This window comes from Bacillus sp. FSL M7-0003, from assembly GCF_038628485.1.
Lineage (GTDB): Bacteria > Bacillota > Bacilli > Bacillales > Bacillaceae > Bacillus > Bacillus safensis.
In genome coordinates, this window is sequence record NZ_CP152024.1 from 2,763,299 (window position 1) to 2,778,507 (window position 15,209).

Below are 15,209 nucleotides of genomic sequence, written 5' to 3' on the forward strand. Positions count from 1 at the left end.
TGGAAGGTGTCTTTTGATTTTATTCTTCTATTTGATGATTCGCTTTTTCGCTTTTTCTTGGTTGTTTGATCTCGTTTGTCAGCTCTTGAATGCTTTGCTTCACATTGCCTTTGCCAGAAAAATTCTCAATAATTTCTTTCACATCTATTCCAGAGGATGCTTTCAGACTTTCTTGCAGACTGGACATGAGGTTTGTGGCATAGCCAGTGACTTTATTAGCACCGCTGCCTTCCCCGTTACCGCCCGTATCCACAACAGTAATTTTATCAATGTTAGAAAGTGGTGCAGATACTTGCTTCGCATATTCAGGTAGCATTTTCACAATCATATCAAGAATGGCTGCCTGACCATACTGTTCGAATGCTTCAGCGATTTTCTCTTTCGCTTCGGCTTCTGCAAGGCCTTTTAGTCTAATGACTTCTGCTTCTGTTTCCCCTTTTGCACGATCCGCTTCCGCTTTGGCAAGCCCGTCAATACGGACTTTCTCAGCTTCTGCTTTGGCCATTGCTTCGATGCTGTATTTCTTCGCATCTGCTTCAGCGAGGCGTTTCGCTTTTTCCGCCGCAGCTGACTGCTCAACAGCATAACGGTCCGCATCTGCTTTCTTTTTCACTTCAGAATCGTATTGACGTTCACGACGCTGAATCTCTTTTTCTTCTAATTCAATTTGTTTCTGACGCTCAATGATTTTGACTTGCATTTCTTGTTCAGTTACGTGCTGTCGGTTACGAGCTGTTTCTAGATCGTACGCTTGGTCAGCACTTGCTTTCGCCGTATCCTGTTCACGTCTGAATTCTGCTCTTTTCAGCTCATTGATCTTTTCTGCTTCAGCGATTTCAGTAGCACGCTCAAGCTCAGATTTCTTCGCATCTTTATCTGCTTCGGCACGTTTGATACGTGTTTCTTTATCTGCTTCAGCTGTTGCAATATCTGCATCGCGTTTTACTTGGGCAATTCTTGGTTTACCTAGAGATTCTAAATAGCCATTTTTATCACGAACATCTTTAATCGTAAACGATACAATGACAAGACCCATTTTCGCTAAATCTTGAGAAGCGACACGTTGTACTTCTTGAGAGAATTTCTCTCTATTTTTATAAATCTCTTCAACTGTCATTGATCCTAAGATGGAACGAAGGTGGCCTTCTAATACTTCTCTTGCTTCGTTTTCGCGGTCTTCTTTTGTTTTCCCTAAAAATTGCTCTGCAGCAGTCGCGATTTCTTCAATCGATCCGCCAATTTTAATGATGGCTGTTCCATCCGCCATGACCGGTACACCTTGTTCGGTATAGACTTCAGGTGTTGAAACGTCTAGCTTGCTAGATAGTAAGCTGAGCGGCTCTGCTTGTTGAAAGACTGGAAGTACAAAGGTACCGCCGCCTCTCACAATCTTAATCTTGTTTCCACCTTCATCCACGTGGACATTTTTACTTCCTAGGTAACTTCCTGTGACGATTAATGCTTCATCTGGACCTGCTGTCCGGTATTTAGAAACAAATACACCAATAAGTGCAATAAGAATCACAAGCACAATTCCAATGATCACTAAAATCGTTGTTCCTGGCATAGCATTCCCTCCTAGATTTCTTCATTTGGTATAACAGATAAGACGCCTTTGTTCACTTCGACAACTAGCACACGGGTTCCATATGGAATCTCCTCTTGGTCGAAACTGACAGCTGGCTTTGAGATTTTCCCGCTATTACTGATTAACAGCACTTCTCCAAATCCGTCTTTTGGAACAGATACAATGATCTCCCCAGTTCTTCCTTTTAAATCGGCCTCCGTATAAGAGAGAGATTCTTCAGCAGAGGAAAGCGGGACTAATACAAATACATTCAAACAGGTCACAAGGATCACTGCGAGGATGGCAGATAATACTGCGCCAAGTCCACTTCCTACAATTGCTGTTTTTTCAGAGATAAACCCTCCAGCCGAGAAAAAGGTAAGAAATGCGAGGATCAATGTTGGTTGAAGGAATGGAACAGGGATCGCTTCAAACAATCCATCAAATACATCGCCGAAAAAGACGAAAACAAGTGTCAGGATTCCTGATATCATTAATATGTATAAATACAGCGTCTGAAGAGGCAGCCCGAACACATCCATCTTCCTCATCCTTTCTTCATGAAATGAACATCTTTTGTTTCATTTAGACCACACTCACCTCCAATGTATTCCTTCTAACAGGTAATACGAACCACTTTTGTAAAGGTTTCATATTTCATCACAATTCTTCAAAGGGATTTTCGGATAGCTCAAGAATGATTGTCATGTACCCTTATGTTAAAATTTGATCTTGAGGTGATGAAGAAAATGAGTTTATTACATGAAGCAAGACAAGAATTGTGGCACGAGCTGCAAGGTTTGAACGAAGAACAATTGAACCAAAAATTATCTGATGATACTTGGAGTATTCAAGAGGTAGCAGATCATTTAAAGAAAATGGACCTAGTTGCAGCAAAACATCTAGCTGCTGAGGGGAAAAAAGCACCGATCAAAGAATATGAACCAAAGCCGGTGGAAATGGCAGAGGACCGTTCAAAAAAAGCCACTGCGCCTAGTATTGTTGCGCCTGACCGCAAGCATGTGACACCTACACATTTAAAGGATGAGCTGGATACAGCTCGTGAGCAGCTCAATCAAATTTTATCAACATTTACTGAGGAAGATTTCAAACGCGTCATTGCACACCCTGTGTTTAAAGAGCTATCCCTTAAGCAATATCTTGATTTTATCGGCGCACACGAAAAACGCCATATTCATCAAATCAAAGAAATTAAAGAACAACTATAGACATAAAAAAGACTCCCTTTTGGGAGCCTTTTTTTTCATTGTTACACCGTTTTAGGTGTTAACTCAAAGCAGCGAGCATAAATCCATTTGTACGCTTTTTCGTTTAAATCTCTTGGGTTTCCAACTGTTTGCGGATCTTTCATCGCTTCTTTAGATAAACGATCAATCATATCTTTTGATACACCTTGTTCTTCTAATGAAGGAACTTCTAAATCCTCCACTAAATCATACATCCAGTTCACAGCTGCTTTGGCTGCTTCCTCTGTTGTCATTCTGCTTGTATCAATCCCAAACGCTTGCGCAATTCGAGCGAATTTTTCCGGATACCCTTTCCAGTTATACTCCATCACTGGTCCCATCATCGCTGCAACACACTGACCGTGCGCTACAGGAATAATGCCTCCGAGTGTTTGACTCATCGCATGTGCAGCTCCAGCTGATTCACTTCCATAAGAAAGCCCGGCAAGCATCGCAGCTTGTGCCATTCCATATCTGGCTTCTAAGTCCTCGCCATCAGCAAAGGCACGGCGAATATAATGAGCAGCATATTCAATTGCCATGAGCGCTACCGCATCTGTAATCGGCTGAGCAAATTTCATCGTATAGCATTCAATCGCGTGAGCAAGCGCGTCAATTCCAGTCATTGCTGTCACATGAGGCGGCATGGACACATGAAGCTCTGGATCAATTACTGTTAGATGAGCTGCAATGAGAGGTCCACCAGTATTGAATTTGAATTCTCTTTCTTCATCAGTAATGACCGCCCACTGCGTTACCTCTGAACCCGTACCAGCTGTTGTCGGAATAGTGGTTAAAGGAGGGATTCTGTTTTCTAGCGGTTTTTTTCCCTCTGCCGCTTCGTAATCAAGGACTGAGCCTTCATGAGTCGCCTCTACTCCGATTGCCTTTGCTGTATCCATTGAACTGCCGCCGCCTACTGCGACTAATCCATTACAGCTTTCTTTTTCATATAAAGCAGATCCTTCGTTCACTAGACGGACTGGCGGATTTGGCTCTACTTTATCAAATAGAACGACATCGATTTGTGCTTCTTTTAATGAAGCAATTACTGGGTCCACCACGCCGGCTTGATAAATACCAGGGTCTGTTACAAGCAATACTTTTGAAACGCCGTATGCTTTTACTTCTTCCCCAACATGTTTCACTGCACCAATGCCGTGTTTGATAACAGTCGGAATTTCAAATGTATGGAATTTCTGCATGCTTTCAATTTTCATATTTAGTGTCATATAGAATCTCCTCCAAATGCGTAATTTTTATTTAAACCAATGAACTGCTTCAGGTTTTGTATTTCGATATAAATGCTTCAGCTCGGTATATTCTTCAAGTCCCGTGCGTCCTAATTCGCGCCCAATGCCTGATTGCTTGTAGCCACCCCAAGGTGCTTGAGCAAAATAAGGATGGAAGTCATTGATCCAAACCGTGCCCAATCTTAATTGTCGAGCCACTCTTTCGGCCTTGCTGATATCAGAAGACCACACAGCTCCTGCTAATCCATAAATCGTATCATTTGCCAGCTTGATGACTTCTTCCTCTGTACGGAAGGTTTCGACTGTCAGGACAGGTCCAAAGACTTCTTCCTGCACAATCCGCATATCTGACGTGCAGCCTGAGAATATGGTCGGCAAGTAGAAGAACCCATTTTGCAGCTCCTCTGCGTCAGGTCTTTTTCCGCCTGTCTCTAACTTAGCGCCTTCTTCTAAACCGATGCTGACGTATTTTTCTACTTTTTCTCGATGCTCAGCTGAGATGAGCGGCCCGCTCTGGGTGTCTTCATCAAAGCCGTTGCCTAGCTTGATTTTTTTCGTACGCTTCACCAGTTCTTCTAAAAATTCATCATGAATAGATTCTTCCACCAGCAAACGTGAACCTGCTGAACACACTTGCCCTGCATGGAAAAATACAGCATTCATTGCCTGGTCAACCGCTAACTCTAAATCAGCATCTTGAAACACAATATTCGGATTCTTTCCGCCAAGCTCAAGGGCTATTTTTTTCACATTCCCGCTGGCTCCCTGCATAATTTTCTTCCCTGTTTCAATACCGCCTGTAAATGAAATCAAATCTACTTGATCATTTACAGCAAGCTCATTTCCAACGGTTGCTCCAGGTCCAAGCACTAGGTTTGCAACGCCTGCTGGAACGCCCGCTTCTTCCATGAGTTTAAATACTTTTATTGTGGTGAGTGGTGTGATTTCACTTGGCTTTAAAACGATTGTATTTCCCGCCGCAAGTGCAGGAGCGATTTTCCAGCTTGCTTGAAGCAATGGATAGTTCCAAGGAGTGATTTGTCCGCATACACCGACAGGCTCTCTGACTAATTCACTTTTCGAGTTTGGAATTGGCGATGCAATGATTTCCCCGCCATCTTTATCAGCCAGACCTGCGTAATATTGGAACACGTTCGCAATATCGTCCATATCTGCCTTGCTTTCCTCTAATGTTTTGCCTGTATCAAGCGATTCCAATTTGGCTAGTTCATCAAGATCACGTCTAATCAATTCAGCTATCTTAAACACAATATTTCCTCTTTCAAGTCCAGGCAGGTTTGCCCAGTCCCCTTGATCGAAGGCTTTTCTCGCTGCTTTAATGGCTAGCTGCGCGTCATTTCTAGATCCTTCGCTGACTGTCGCGATCACTTCTTGATTGAACGGATTGATGATGTCCCGTGTGTCGCTACTTTTAGCGCCAACCCATTGTCCGTCTATAAATAGCGTTTGACTCATAGAAGGAACCTCCTCTGATTCTCTTTGGTAAGTTTGTTAAATAAAAATTTAACGTTTTGAACATAATTAACTTATCATGTTCAAATTTTTCTGTCAAAGGGAGATATGCTTCATTTATTTTGACATTTTGTATTCTTTCGTTAACATATAGTCCATAAAGATTTTTTTGAACGGATTGAATTTTCTTAATAGAAAGCAGGGACAAAATGAAAAAGCAGGAAAAACCGCAAGCAGAAGATCGTATTTTAGCTGCTAAAGATCTAGTCATTGATTCCATAGCTGAAACGATGGATCTCTACGGCATTACAAGAAGTGCAGGTATTCTATATGGAACGATGTATTTAAATGAGGAAATGACACTGGATGAAATGCGTGAAGAGCTGCAAATGAGTAAGCCGAGTATGAGCACGGGTGTGAAAAAGCTGCAAGACATGAATATTGTCAAAAAGACGTTTCACCGGGGCCGAAGAAAACACAGCTTTGTTGCGGAAAAAGACTTTTTTAAGTTTTTCACGAACTTCTTTCCGCAAAAATGGGAACGTGAGGTCGAGGTCAATTTAGCGGCAATTGAAGAAGCGCAAGAGCGGCTTCAAGAGGTGTCGCGTGATGATCAGCTGGAGGAACATGTAAAAGAAGAAGCGCAGCAGCTCATTGAGCAGCTTGAAAGCTCAAAAGCCTATTATGACTGGCTGAGACGATTAGCCCACTCTGTTCATTCTGGTGAAATTTTTGACTATATTCCGATTGAACAGAAAGAAAAATAGACGATGTGTTTACGTTTTACAGCTTGAATTTCATAGGAGGATTGATTATAATAAATTATGTCGTCATACCTTGGGGCATTAGCTCAGCTGGGAGAGCGCTACGCTGGCAGCGTAGAGGTCAGCGGTTCGATCCCGCTATGCTCCATACGAAAAACCATTCTTGTAAAATCAAGGATGGTTTTTTTATGTACATATCTGTTACAGTTCTGTTTGTTTTTTGTTTTTTCTTCATAACTTTATGATGCGGTATGTGATCACAGAAAGATAAGTTAGGATGAGAATGATTATGTAGGACACAGGGAAACCGCTCGTCATTCCGTGATAAATGAAATAGATGAGCAGCATTGACAGCATGATGATCTGGAACAGTTCTTTTTTCATTTTCTCTCCTCTCATGATAGGGATTTGGCCGATTATATCACAAATGAAGTCAATTTTAGTTAGCTATCAGCAAGGAAGCATTTCCTCACTTGCTGATAGCTTTTTTTATAGATCATCACTTCTTCTGTAGTTGTTCGATTTTGTTCTTCGTCTTCGGTCCGTAAATTCCGTCTGCAGCTAAGCCGTTCATGAGCTGGAACCGCTTGACCGCATTCGCCGTTTTCGGTCCATAATAGCCGTCAATCCCGTTGTTTTTTGCCCCTTTGTCTGGGTAATAATAGAGGGATGATAAGGCTTTTTGCACGGCAGTGACTTGAGGGCCTTTTGTTAAGGGCTTGGTGACTTTTAAAATGCCTGATGGCAGATTTGACGATTTCTGTTTGGAAACGGGTGTTTTGTGGCTCAAACTTTCTGCTTGAACTGGTTTTCTTGTACTTTTGCTGCCGGTATGCGTTGTGGCTATTCCAGCTTTAAACTGATCCCACCGTCCGAGAAGTTTCCTTGGACATTCTTTCCCGCTCCAATGTTTATGAGGCACTACATTTGATAAAGGAATTCCGAAATCTCCCATCAGCTTTCGAATGAGCCTTTGGGCATTTTCAACTGCTTGTTCAAAATTGCCGTCTGCATTTTCACAAATTTCAATTCCAATTGATTTCATATTGCCGGTGCCTCTGCCATCCCCTGCGTGCCAGCCGTTTTCGTTTAACGGTAAATGCTGATAAATCACCTGATCATCAACGGTGTAATGCCAGCTGACACCGGTACTTGAACGTGCAACAAACGCTGCATGACTGGCCGCATTAGCACCTTTTGCACTGTTAGATGTATTATGCACTGTAATATAGAGCGGCTTCATCGTGTTTCCGGGTCTGTTGCGATGTTGTTTTGGAATCAATGCTTGAATGATTTTTACCATGTCGTTTCTCCTTCAAGTATCATTTTGTTAGCCCTCTTTGTTTCAGAGCATCTTTTTGTAATTTGCCTTTGTAGGTCACATAATTGTTTTTAAACCAAGCTATTACCGCTGTGACCATAGTGAAAATTGTAGAACCTGCCACATATAGTGCCTCACCTGCGGTTTGTACTTGCTCCTCACTAATCGGCAGCACCGTCTGTCCAAACATGACAAGCGTTTGATTGATCAGAGCAATAAAAAGAAGCACTGTGCGAATCACAGTGCCTTTGTCGAATGTTTTCATGATATTTACCTCCTATTTTAAATTCCGTTCAATTTTGTCAAGCTTGTCGATCACGACATCATACTTCTCACTAAACTTTGCTAACACATCATTTTGCGCCTCGATTTGCTCATTGAGCTTGTTTTCTCTTTCCTTTGTTGTGTTGAGAACATAGAACAGAATCCAGCAAAAGAGAACGGCAAATGGGCCTTGGGTCATTAAGTTTTGAACAACATCTACTTCCATTGGAATCACCTTCTTTCCGGCAAAAAAATAAAGCCATTAGGCTTCGTATTTGTCTCCTGTTATGTCTTGATAGTCATCTGCCGAGATCCAGCCGATGCTTACATAAAATGCAATGTCCTCTGGGCCGTAACATTGCCAGTCCCAAAATTGTTTGATATCTGCTACAGTTGGAAACATCATTTTGATTCAGCTCCTTTAAAGATAGCAAATAGCTGCGTTAATTGTTTTGATAATAAAGCATTTTGTTTCTTTAATAGTTCTATATCATTTGGCGGGCGAGGGGCTGGTTTTAGGCTATCTATATACTCCTGTGTCGCAGATTCATACCATTGTTGTTTTTCCACATCAAAAGCTGCTTTATAAAAAGAAGGATTATTGGGTGGAGCAATTGTTGTGCATTGATCTGGAATGATATAATTTCCTTCATCATCCCTCTCAAACACTACTATAGGTCTGACCAATTCATTTTGATGATTGTACTCATAAACTTGTATCATACTATCACTTCCTTAATTTAATGGGACGACTGTGTCTAAATAGTAGCCAGTTACTGCACTGTTATTCACTGCATGTAAACCGGTTAATTTTAGCTCTCCTGTCTTATATATATATAATTTACTATGACCCGTTGTACCTGATACTGGTACTGATACTACTATGCCTTTATCAGGTAATCCAGTAATTGGAATTTTCCCGCAGATAACTTCTCTATTTGCTACTAGATGACCTCTCAACAATAATAAGTTTCCCCATTTAACATATTGAACCGGTCTGTCACCAATAGAAGAACCATTGTCTAATGTGACATTTAGCCACTGAACATTTTCAAAATCAGCATCAGATATTAATCTTCGCCAGCCCTGCCAGCCTAAATTTAAATCTAGATAATTTGTAAAGACGTTATTACGATAATCTACAGCAATCACCCATCCAAAAGTCCCTTTGTTATTACTATCGGCAGATGTAAAGTGATAAAAACCACGTGCCGATAAAGCTGAAGGATTGTCCTGTACCCCAGATGGAGAATAAAATGTGCCAAATGTTTTCCCAGTTTGAGTAATTTTATCGAACAAACTCTCTGTAGCTCCTACAGATACACGAACTCCACCCGTATCATTTGTAATTTTGATTAGCTGACTGCCATTCCATTTATTTAAATCTTCTTTACTCGGAAGTGGTGTCCAAGTAATAGTTGTATGACCAGAATTGTAGTAAAAACTGTAAGCATTCCCTGCTATGTCTACCGCAAAGCCTGCCCCAATATTATTTTGACCTACTATTTGCATACCTCTCAGTGAAGTATTTGACGATGATGGAGAATCTTGGACTCCAGAAGCTGCGTAAAATGTACATGTTCCTTTATCCTTAATTGCATCAAATATTTTTGAATCTGGTGAAACATTGATAAGCTGCATACCGTTATCTGCAGTTATTTTATAGATTTGTGAGTCATTCCATTTTTTCTTTTCTTCTTCAGACGCATGTACTCTCCCATCATTTGTATGTTTTAAGAGCTGCTCTAATAGTCCAGTATCATTTTCAAGTAGTACTTTGACCATGTCATTAAACAGATCTGCATGCGCTTTATCATTCACTTCAAAAGCTTTTGGTTCTTTTATTTCCATTCGACTTTCACTCCCTTGCCTTGAAATTTGATTCAATCTCTTGCAGCTGCTCTAAAGTGAGTATCCTTTGCTCGTATCCTGCATTTAGATCTTCCATCGAACAATCACCTAGTTCAACTGCTTGTTTGACCAACTCAGGTGTCACCCATTGAAAATATAATGCCATTACCCAATAATTCATGTTGTACTCTCTCCTTTAATGAAAAGGATCTCATTTTTTAGCGCTTTTAGTTCGTTTGATAGAAGATCACATTGATGTTCAAGCTGTTTTCTCATCAGCTTTTCTTTTGCTACTTCTTGTGCTAGATAATCTAGCGGGAGCGGTGGTTGATACCTTGGATTGGCTTGTGATTCCTCCCACCATTTTTTCAACTCTTTCTCTGTTGGTTTGGGCACATCCAGATACCATTCATCTATATACGAACCAGCACCGTCATTTCTTAGTTCAAAATCCTTTTGCGGATCCGCATCTGGATATTTATATTTAATGGCTTCATATAAAATCATCAAAACCCTCCTATACTCTCGGGAAATTGCGGCCGCCTAATTCCGTAATATCGAAATAGTTGTACCAGCCTGAATTATCAGATATATAACGATCAGAATTTCCCGCATAGCCTATATACATGTAAATTTCAACGTAATCTCCTTTATTTGCTGGAACATTCGCAGCCCCATATAAACCTATATCAAGTTTTGCCGTTTCAGAGGGTGTAGCAGGGAGATGTCTATAATGAGATATATTTTTATAATTTTTACCATTTAAAAAGATAGACAGCTCAAAATTTGCATACATTTGAACCGTCTCAATATAGACTCCAGCGTTTACTAGGTACATTCCGTTTTCCGGACAAATAAAACGACTATTTTTTATATCAAAATTATTGTGACTATCTTTGATTTTTCGATTAAAAAGGATTTTTTGTCGCTCAGCATTATTAAGCAACTGCTTCCCAGTTGTACCAATGTTCGTATGAAGAAAACCTGAGAGCTTATGCCAGTCGGTCCAACCCGATCCAGTCCACCAATGACGGCACCACGTACCTGTGCTATCAAAATAGCTGCCTGCTTCGTTTCCAGTCCCATAATAATATTGAACAAATCGAAAGTTACTATATTTTTCATTTTTCACAAAGCCGAATCTTGTAGGGTATCCCGTATCATTGGCTTGACCAATATCCATGAATGTAATACCTATTGGATATTCCTCGCCGCTGACTGTTGCATCTTGAATGGCTTGATCCCCTGTTAGTTTGAATAAGCTTTCATTTGTGATCCCTGCTATTTGTTTACTAAGCGCATTGTCATTTTCCACAAGTGTGTCGACCATCCGGTTAAACAAATTGGCATGTGCTTTGTCAGAGGTTTCAAACGGTAAAGGTGATTTTATGTCCACTTCATTTCTCCTCCATTAATAAATATCATCAATCTCAAAAACAAATTCGATGTCGCCATCTTTTTGTTTGTCTGTCATGGTGCGGATGGCGGTGAATTTACCGTCTTCGTCGACAAGTGCTAGTTCGTTGATCACTTCTCCTGCCAGTTCTCCCTCGGCGATCGTGCAGGTGTAGCGGATTTTTGCTGGTTCCATGAAAGTAAACGAATCAATATTTTTTTGAACTAGTTCTTTTTTGAGTTTTTGTTCAGTGCCGTCTAGAGAGATCGGTTTTCCATCCTTCGTTCCCCCATTTCCAAAGGCCATTTTGACGACTTTTGTGAGTTTTGTTCCTTCGGCTCTTGCCTTTGCCATTTGTTGACGTGCATACAGTGTTGTTACGGTTAATTGATCAGCCATTGTGATCCTCCTTATAAATCTATTTTTTTAGAAGTTGCTGCTAGCATTTTTGATCCGTCCAGTGGAACAGATCCATCGAGAATCCAGTAATGATCCTTGATCAGTAAGCTTCCATCCTGCTCAGTTTGGACATGTACTGGCAGACGGAACGTCATCTTCTTCTTGGTTTGATGCTGGAGATGATTTTTTGTGCGTAAAGTCAATGCCGCTCCTTGCTTCGTTTCATGTACCGCTCCATTCATGACATAGTTCATGCGATATGCTGTGTCTGACTGATGTTGAAGCGGCATTCTCATGTTTAATGAGTGCTGAAAACGAGCAGGCACATCCGTTGTCCCCCTTGTTCCGCTGAGATAAAACGTACCATTTAAGACAAATTCACCATTGAGTAAAATGGGGATATGATCGAAAAAACCCACTCTGCTGCGCAGTGTGAGCCTCCCGTGATGATCATTTTTTTCATGTATGTCGGTATGATGCAAAGCCGTGAACGTATAAGCCAAGTGTGCAGGTTTTAACGTTTCAAGTATTTCTACAATATATCTCGTGTTTTGCAGATCATCTAGGTTCACACGTAAGGCGAAATGATAACGATTGGTTGTGAGACGGATGACAGCACTTGGATTCTTGAGAAAGCGATTGACTGATTTCTCTAATGAAAGGTACGTGATTGGGGGAATATTTGACATCATATTGAGTAAGCGTGCCCTGCGCAGTTCAATTGAATCATCTGATTCCCGCTGCACCTTCAGCATTCTTTCCCATCTATTCAATCCCCATGTCGCTGTTAGAGGAAAGAACTGATCCGTTAAGTCGAAAATAGATTCGTCCAATCCCTCAAATTCCGGTGCCTCTGTCTTGAGCAGGTGATCAACTTCATAAATCTCTGTAAAATATGGCGGCAGGTAGTTTTTCATTTCATCCTGTTTGCTCAATAACCTTCACCTGCCTAAGACGCGGAATCTCAATGTCCTGTAATACTAAGTTTTTCGACTCTCCATTCAATAACACATCTGCATAATCTGACACACTTTCTGAATGGTACAGAATATCATTTAAGGCGGACATTCGAATGGTACTCTTTTCAAATGCGATTGATTTCAACAGCGTCTTGACCTTTTCTTCTATTTCTTTCTGAGCTCCTTCAAGGGTCCAGTCCATTTGAAGTTCGACAGCCACTTCTATGTCGATATCCAGCCATTTGGCGCTTTCAACGGTTGCTTTCGAGCCTATAGGCGCTTGTCCTTCTCCTTCACCTGGCACTGGATCGATATATTCCTGTACCCTTTTGACAAGAAGGTCTGATGCAACATCTAGATTGCCATCTGTGATGACAATTTTGACTGTCCCTTCTCCGTTCCAAAGCGGGAACACTTTCGCTCTGCCAACACCGGGCACTTCCTCAGCCCATTTTTTATAATGCGCCCTGTTGGCACTGACAGCCTCCCGCCTCGCACGTATTAAATATCGATCATATAAAGAAGCGTCATCTTCCTCCTCTTGACCTGGTATCACCAGTTCTTTCATCTTAATCGATTCAAGTCCTGGAATTGTATCAAGTGACAGCAGCGGCTGATCTGTTAGTTGAACATTGCCAGCTTTACCAGTTGTCTCGCATTCTAGCGTACCATCCTTCGAATACTGGAAATAAACGTCTTCAATAAAAAAACGTGAGCCAGCTGGTATGTTGATATTGTCTGGCTGAATGACCGCTGACCAAACCGCTTTAGTGGCTGGTTTTCTTTCGATCCCTACTTCAGCAGCCCGCCGATCTAGAAACTCTCCTTGTGCTGTGTCTGCAAAGACCAGCTCAAACACTTGGTCAAGCCAAATATAGGACTGGGCCAGTTCAGCGGCAGCAGGTGCCAAGGCATTCCAAATGACGCTGTTTTCTCTTTTATCTATATCATCTGGCAGTCTGTCCAGCATTCTTTCCATTAATGCTTCGTACGTCTGTTCCTCAAACATCGCCCTCCATCACCTCCTCTATTTCTAATGTGCCCTCATCTGTGACAATCGCTAGTTTGACATGAAACGAGTCATTTTGTTTTGTGACCTCTAACTCTTCAATATGATCAATCCGTTCGTCAACGAGCAGCGCTTCCTCTAGCAGCCTTGGAATCTCCATTTCTTTGTATTCATCTGTAGCTTCTGTATCCGTCAACAGCTCCTGAATTTCAGTGCCAATGTCGTGGCTGTAGATAGGATGTGCATACCTCTCTGTCCTAAGCGTCATATAAATAAATTGCCGGATTGCCTCAATACCTGAAATGGTTTCGCCTGTCAGTCTGCCAGTTTCAAAATCTATTCGATACGTCGTTGAGGTTTCGACCTCTTCATCTTCTTCTATTTCCTCGATTTCTTCCTCTGGTGAAAGTGCCACGTTCATCACCTCCCTTACAATTTGTCGATGATGTAAAAGGACTGGCCTCCTGCCATTGCAAGCACCATAATACTGTCTCCCCTTTTCAGCTCATCATCCTCACCCTTATTTAAGCGCTTCGGCCAAATCAGTAATTCTTCTGGAATGATCAGCTTATGATTTTCATTTAATCGGATGCTCAGAGGGGAAACTGCCGTGACTTCTCCGATAACAAGATCAATTGGCGATTCTGCGTCTACTGCATTCACTGCTAATCGTTTAATCGCTTCACTTAATCTCACGCTTGATCACCCTTTGACATGGAATTTTTCTCAACAACATCAATGGTCATGGTGTGTTTCACCCCACTGAATTCATGTTTGTCTTGATCGATCCAGTAAGTTTTTTTTACGTTGATTTCAGGAATTTTCAAATAGATCGGGAGACCGCTTTGCAGCTCAGGAATTCCTAGGGCTTGTATACTTTTGACTTCTTGTTTGACGCCTTTTTTCTCTGCCAGCCGTACTTTGGCTCTTTTTTGCAATTGCGGCTGGTTGATTTGCCCAGTGACTGTCTCAACATGCTGTAAAATACCGTATTTATTCTGACTGGCTTTATCCTGTTCAATCACCACAATCTCGGATTTACTGCCTTTTTTCTTATTCTTCCCCTGTTCATCAGCAGACGTACGCATCTTGACACGAGTGGCTGTCTCTTCGATCGAGGTGCTGTATTGATAGCTGATGAGATTGACGCCTGATTCAATGACCCAGACGTCCTCTGGATCAGGCCAGGCTCTCAGCCCCATCTTGCCTTTAGCAGAATAGATTTGATAGTTTCTTCCTGTTTGCCGCTTCGTTTCTTTCAATGCTTTCAATATCATGTCATACAAGCTTGTATCATTTTTAAACACTAGTGATTTTATGACATGTCCTGTATTGGAGATGGAGGTCATTGGAATTTGAAAGTCAGCTCCAATCCGCCTTAAGATTTGATCTGCTCTTTGATTTGAAAAAACATAGACATCTTGGTTTTTCACCAAATATTGAAGCATATCGTATGCGGTAAAGGTCAGCTTTCCTTCAACCGGCGTCCGGGAAAAAACGATGCCTCTAAACAGCTCTTTTCCTTTCCATTTAAAAAGAACCGTGTCCCCTTCCGAGACACGGTAATATGTTTGACTGCCTTGCTTTGTGATAATATTTGCCTGAATAGAGCGAGGGGCTTGATACCTTTGCCCCTGAAGTGTCACACTCTCTGTGACAAGCTCATACATGGTGCCGCTTCTGATGGCAAAAAGCTCAATCAATGC

The 15,209-nt window shown here is 41.5% G+C and carries 22 protein-coding genes and 1 tRNA gene; 3 read left to right on the top strand and 20 right to left on the bottom strand.

Annotated features, from left to right (window positions below):
• Positions 1 to 19: 19 nt before the first annotated feature.
• A complete protein-coding gene (locus MHI23_RS14235; RefSeq protein ID WP_024425881.1) occupies positions 20 to 1,567 on the bottom strand; it encodes a flotillin family protein in 1,548 nt (515 codons plus the stop codon).
• Positions 1,568 to 1,578: 11 nt separating this feature from the next.
• Positions 1,579 to 2,109 carry a hypothetical protein gene (locus MHI23_RS14240; RefSeq protein ID WP_034284306.1) on the bottom strand — a complete coding sequence of 177 codons (531 nt, stop codon included), beginning with the start codon at positions 2,107 to 2,109 and terminating at the stop codon, positions 1,579 to 1,581.
• Between the two features lie 207 nt (positions 2,110 to 2,316).
• Between MHI23_RS14240 and MHI23_RS14245 the strand changes: the two genes are divergently transcribed.
• Positions 2,317 to 2,796 (top strand): DinB family protein, encoded by a 480-nt coding sequence (locus MHI23_RS14245; protein WP_034624515.1) that lies wholly within the window; start codon positions 2,317 to 2,319, stop codon positions 2,794 to 2,796.
• Between the two features lie 41 nt (positions 2,797 to 2,837).
• Here the strand turns inward: MHI23_RS14245 and MHI23_RS14250 are convergent, their stop codons facing one another.
• The gene (locus MHI23_RS14250; RefSeq protein WP_044332570.1) at positions 2,838 to 4,046 is read right to left on the bottom strand and encodes an iron-containing alcohol dehydrogenase; all 1,209 of its coding nucleotides are present in this window, start codon (positions 4,044 to 4,046) and stop codon (positions 2,838 to 2,840) included.
• Between the two features lie 27 nt (positions 4,047 to 4,073).
• The gene (gene betB, locus MHI23_RS14255; RefSeq protein ID WP_125586232.1) at positions 4,074 to 5,543 is read right to left on the bottom strand and encodes a betaine-aldehyde dehydrogenase; all 1,470 of its coding nucleotides are present in this window, start codon (positions 5,541 to 5,543) and stop codon (positions 4,074 to 4,076) included.
• 206 nt (positions 5,544 to 5,749) lie between these two features.
• On the opposite strand from betB, the gene MHI23_RS14260 reads away from it, so the two are divergent.
• Together MHI23_RS14260 and MHI23_RS14265 are read left to right on the top strand one after the other, a co-directional pair.
• A complete protein-coding gene (locus MHI23_RS14260) occupies positions 5,750 to 6,307 on the top strand; it encodes a GbsR/MarR family transcriptional regulator (protein ID WP_024425886.1) in 558 nt (185 codons plus the stop codon).
• Positions 6,308 to 6,379: 72 nt separating this feature from the next.
• Positions 6,380 to 6,452: transfer RNA gene (locus tag MHI23_RS14265), tRNA-Ala, on the top strand.
• A gap of 83 nt (positions 6,453 to 6,535) precedes the next feature.
• Here the strand turns inward: MHI23_RS14265 and MHI23_RS14270 are convergent.
• From MHI23_RS14270 to MHI23_RS14345, 16 genes are all read right to left on the bottom strand, one after another.
• Entirely contained in the window at positions 6,536 to 6,688 is a 153-nt protein-coding gene (locus MHI23_RS14270) for a hypothetical protein (RefSeq protein ID WP_164512158.1), read from the bottom strand.
• A gap of 115 nt (positions 6,689 to 6,803) precedes the next feature.
• A complete protein-coding gene (locus MHI23_RS14275; RefSeq protein ID WP_125586228.1) occupies positions 6,804 to 7,607 on the bottom strand; it encodes an N-acetylmuramoyl-L-alanine amidase in 804 nt (267 codons plus the stop codon).
• A gap of 19 nt (positions 7,608 to 7,626) precedes the next feature.
• Positions 7,627 to 7,890, bottom strand: coding sequence for a phage holin (locus MHI23_RS14280; protein ID WP_024423242.1), 264 nt, complete (start codon positions 7,888 to 7,890; stop codon positions 7,627 to 7,629).
• A gap of 12 nt (positions 7,891 to 7,902) precedes the next feature.
• Positions 7,903 to 8,115: a BhlA/UviB family holin-like peptide gene (locus tag MHI23_RS14285; protein ID WP_017367922.1), complete on the bottom strand. Its 213-nt coding sequence runs from the start codon at positions 8,113 to 8,115 to the stop codon at positions 7,903 to 7,905.
• A gap of 36 nt (positions 8,116 to 8,151) precedes the next feature.
• Positions 8,152 to 8,295 (bottom strand): XkdX family protein, encoded by a 144-nt coding sequence (locus MHI23_RS14290; RefSeq protein ID WP_034624530.1) that lies wholly within the window; start codon positions 8,293 to 8,295, stop codon positions 8,152 to 8,154.
• Positions 8,292 to 8,612, bottom strand: a complete 321-nt coding sequence (locus MHI23_RS14295) for a hypothetical protein (protein ID WP_024425888.1) — start codon at positions 8,610 to 8,612, stop codon at positions 8,292 to 8,294. The genes MHI23_RS14290 and MHI23_RS14295 overlap by 4 nt, the downstream gene beginning before the upstream one ends.
• Before the next feature lie 12 nt (positions 8,613 to 8,624).
• Complete coding sequence (locus MHI23_RS14300; RefSeq protein WP_125586226.1) at positions 8,625 to 9,740, bottom strand: hypothetical protein; 1,116 nt, start codon at positions 9,738 to 9,740, stop codon at positions 8,625 to 8,627.
• Between the two features lie 7 nt (positions 9,741 to 9,747).
• Positions 9,748 to 9,921 (bottom strand): XkdX family protein, encoded by a 174-nt coding sequence (locus MHI23_RS14305; RefSeq protein WP_125586224.1) that lies wholly within the window; start codon positions 9,919 to 9,921, stop codon positions 9,748 to 9,750.
• Positions 9,918 to 10,247, bottom strand: coding sequence for an XkdW family protein (locus MHI23_RS14310; protein ID WP_125586222.1), 330 nt, complete (start codon positions 10,245 to 10,247; stop codon positions 9,918 to 9,920). The genes MHI23_RS14305 and MHI23_RS14310 overlap by 4 nt, the downstream gene beginning before the upstream one ends.
• 10 nt (positions 10,248 to 10,257) lie before the next feature.
• Positions 10,258 to 11,136 carry a hypothetical protein gene (locus MHI23_RS14315; RefSeq protein ID WP_125586220.1) on the bottom strand — a complete coding sequence of 293 codons (879 nt, stop codon included), beginning with the start codon at positions 11,134 to 11,136 and terminating at the stop codon, positions 10,258 to 10,260.
• A gap of 15 nt (positions 11,137 to 11,151) precedes the next feature.
• The gene (locus MHI23_RS14320; RefSeq protein WP_024423249.1) at positions 11,152 to 11,535 is read right to left on the bottom strand and encodes a phage tail protein; all 384 of its coding nucleotides are present in this window, start codon (positions 11,533 to 11,535) and stop codon (positions 11,152 to 11,154) included.
• 11 nt (positions 11,536 to 11,546) lie between these two features.
• Positions 11,547 to 12,470, bottom strand: coding sequence for a YmfQ family protein (locus MHI23_RS14325; RefSeq protein ID WP_125586219.1), 924 nt, complete (start codon positions 12,468 to 12,470; stop codon positions 11,547 to 11,549).
• Positions 12,454 to 13,503, bottom strand: coding sequence for a baseplate J/gp47 family protein (locus MHI23_RS14330; RefSeq protein WP_125586217.1), 1,050 nt, complete (start codon positions 13,501 to 13,503; stop codon positions 12,454 to 12,456). Before MHI23_RS14330 ends, MHI23_RS14325 begins: the two co-directional genes overlap by 17 nt.
• Positions 13,496 to 13,918 carry a DUF2634 domain-containing protein gene (locus MHI23_RS14335; RefSeq protein ID WP_024423252.1) on the bottom strand — a complete coding sequence of 141 codons (423 nt, stop codon included), beginning with the start codon at positions 13,916 to 13,918 and terminating at the stop codon, positions 13,496 to 13,498. Before MHI23_RS14335 ends, MHI23_RS14330 begins: the two co-directional genes overlap by 8 nt.
• Positions 13,919 to 13,932: 14 nt before the next feature.
• The gene (locus MHI23_RS14340; RefSeq protein ID WP_024423253.1) at positions 13,933 to 14,199 is read right to left on the bottom strand and encodes a DUF2577 family protein; all 267 of its coding nucleotides are present in this window, start codon (positions 14,197 to 14,199) and stop codon (positions 13,933 to 13,935) included.
• On the bottom strand, positions 14,196 to 15,206 hold the full coding sequence (locus tag MHI23_RS14345; protein WP_125586215.1) for a phage portal protein: 1,011 nt from the start codon (positions 15,204 to 15,206) through the stop codon (positions 14,196 to 14,198). Before MHI23_RS14345 ends, MHI23_RS14340 begins: the two co-directional genes overlap by 4 nt.
• Between the last annotated feature and the right edge of the window lie 3 nt (positions 15,207 to 15,209).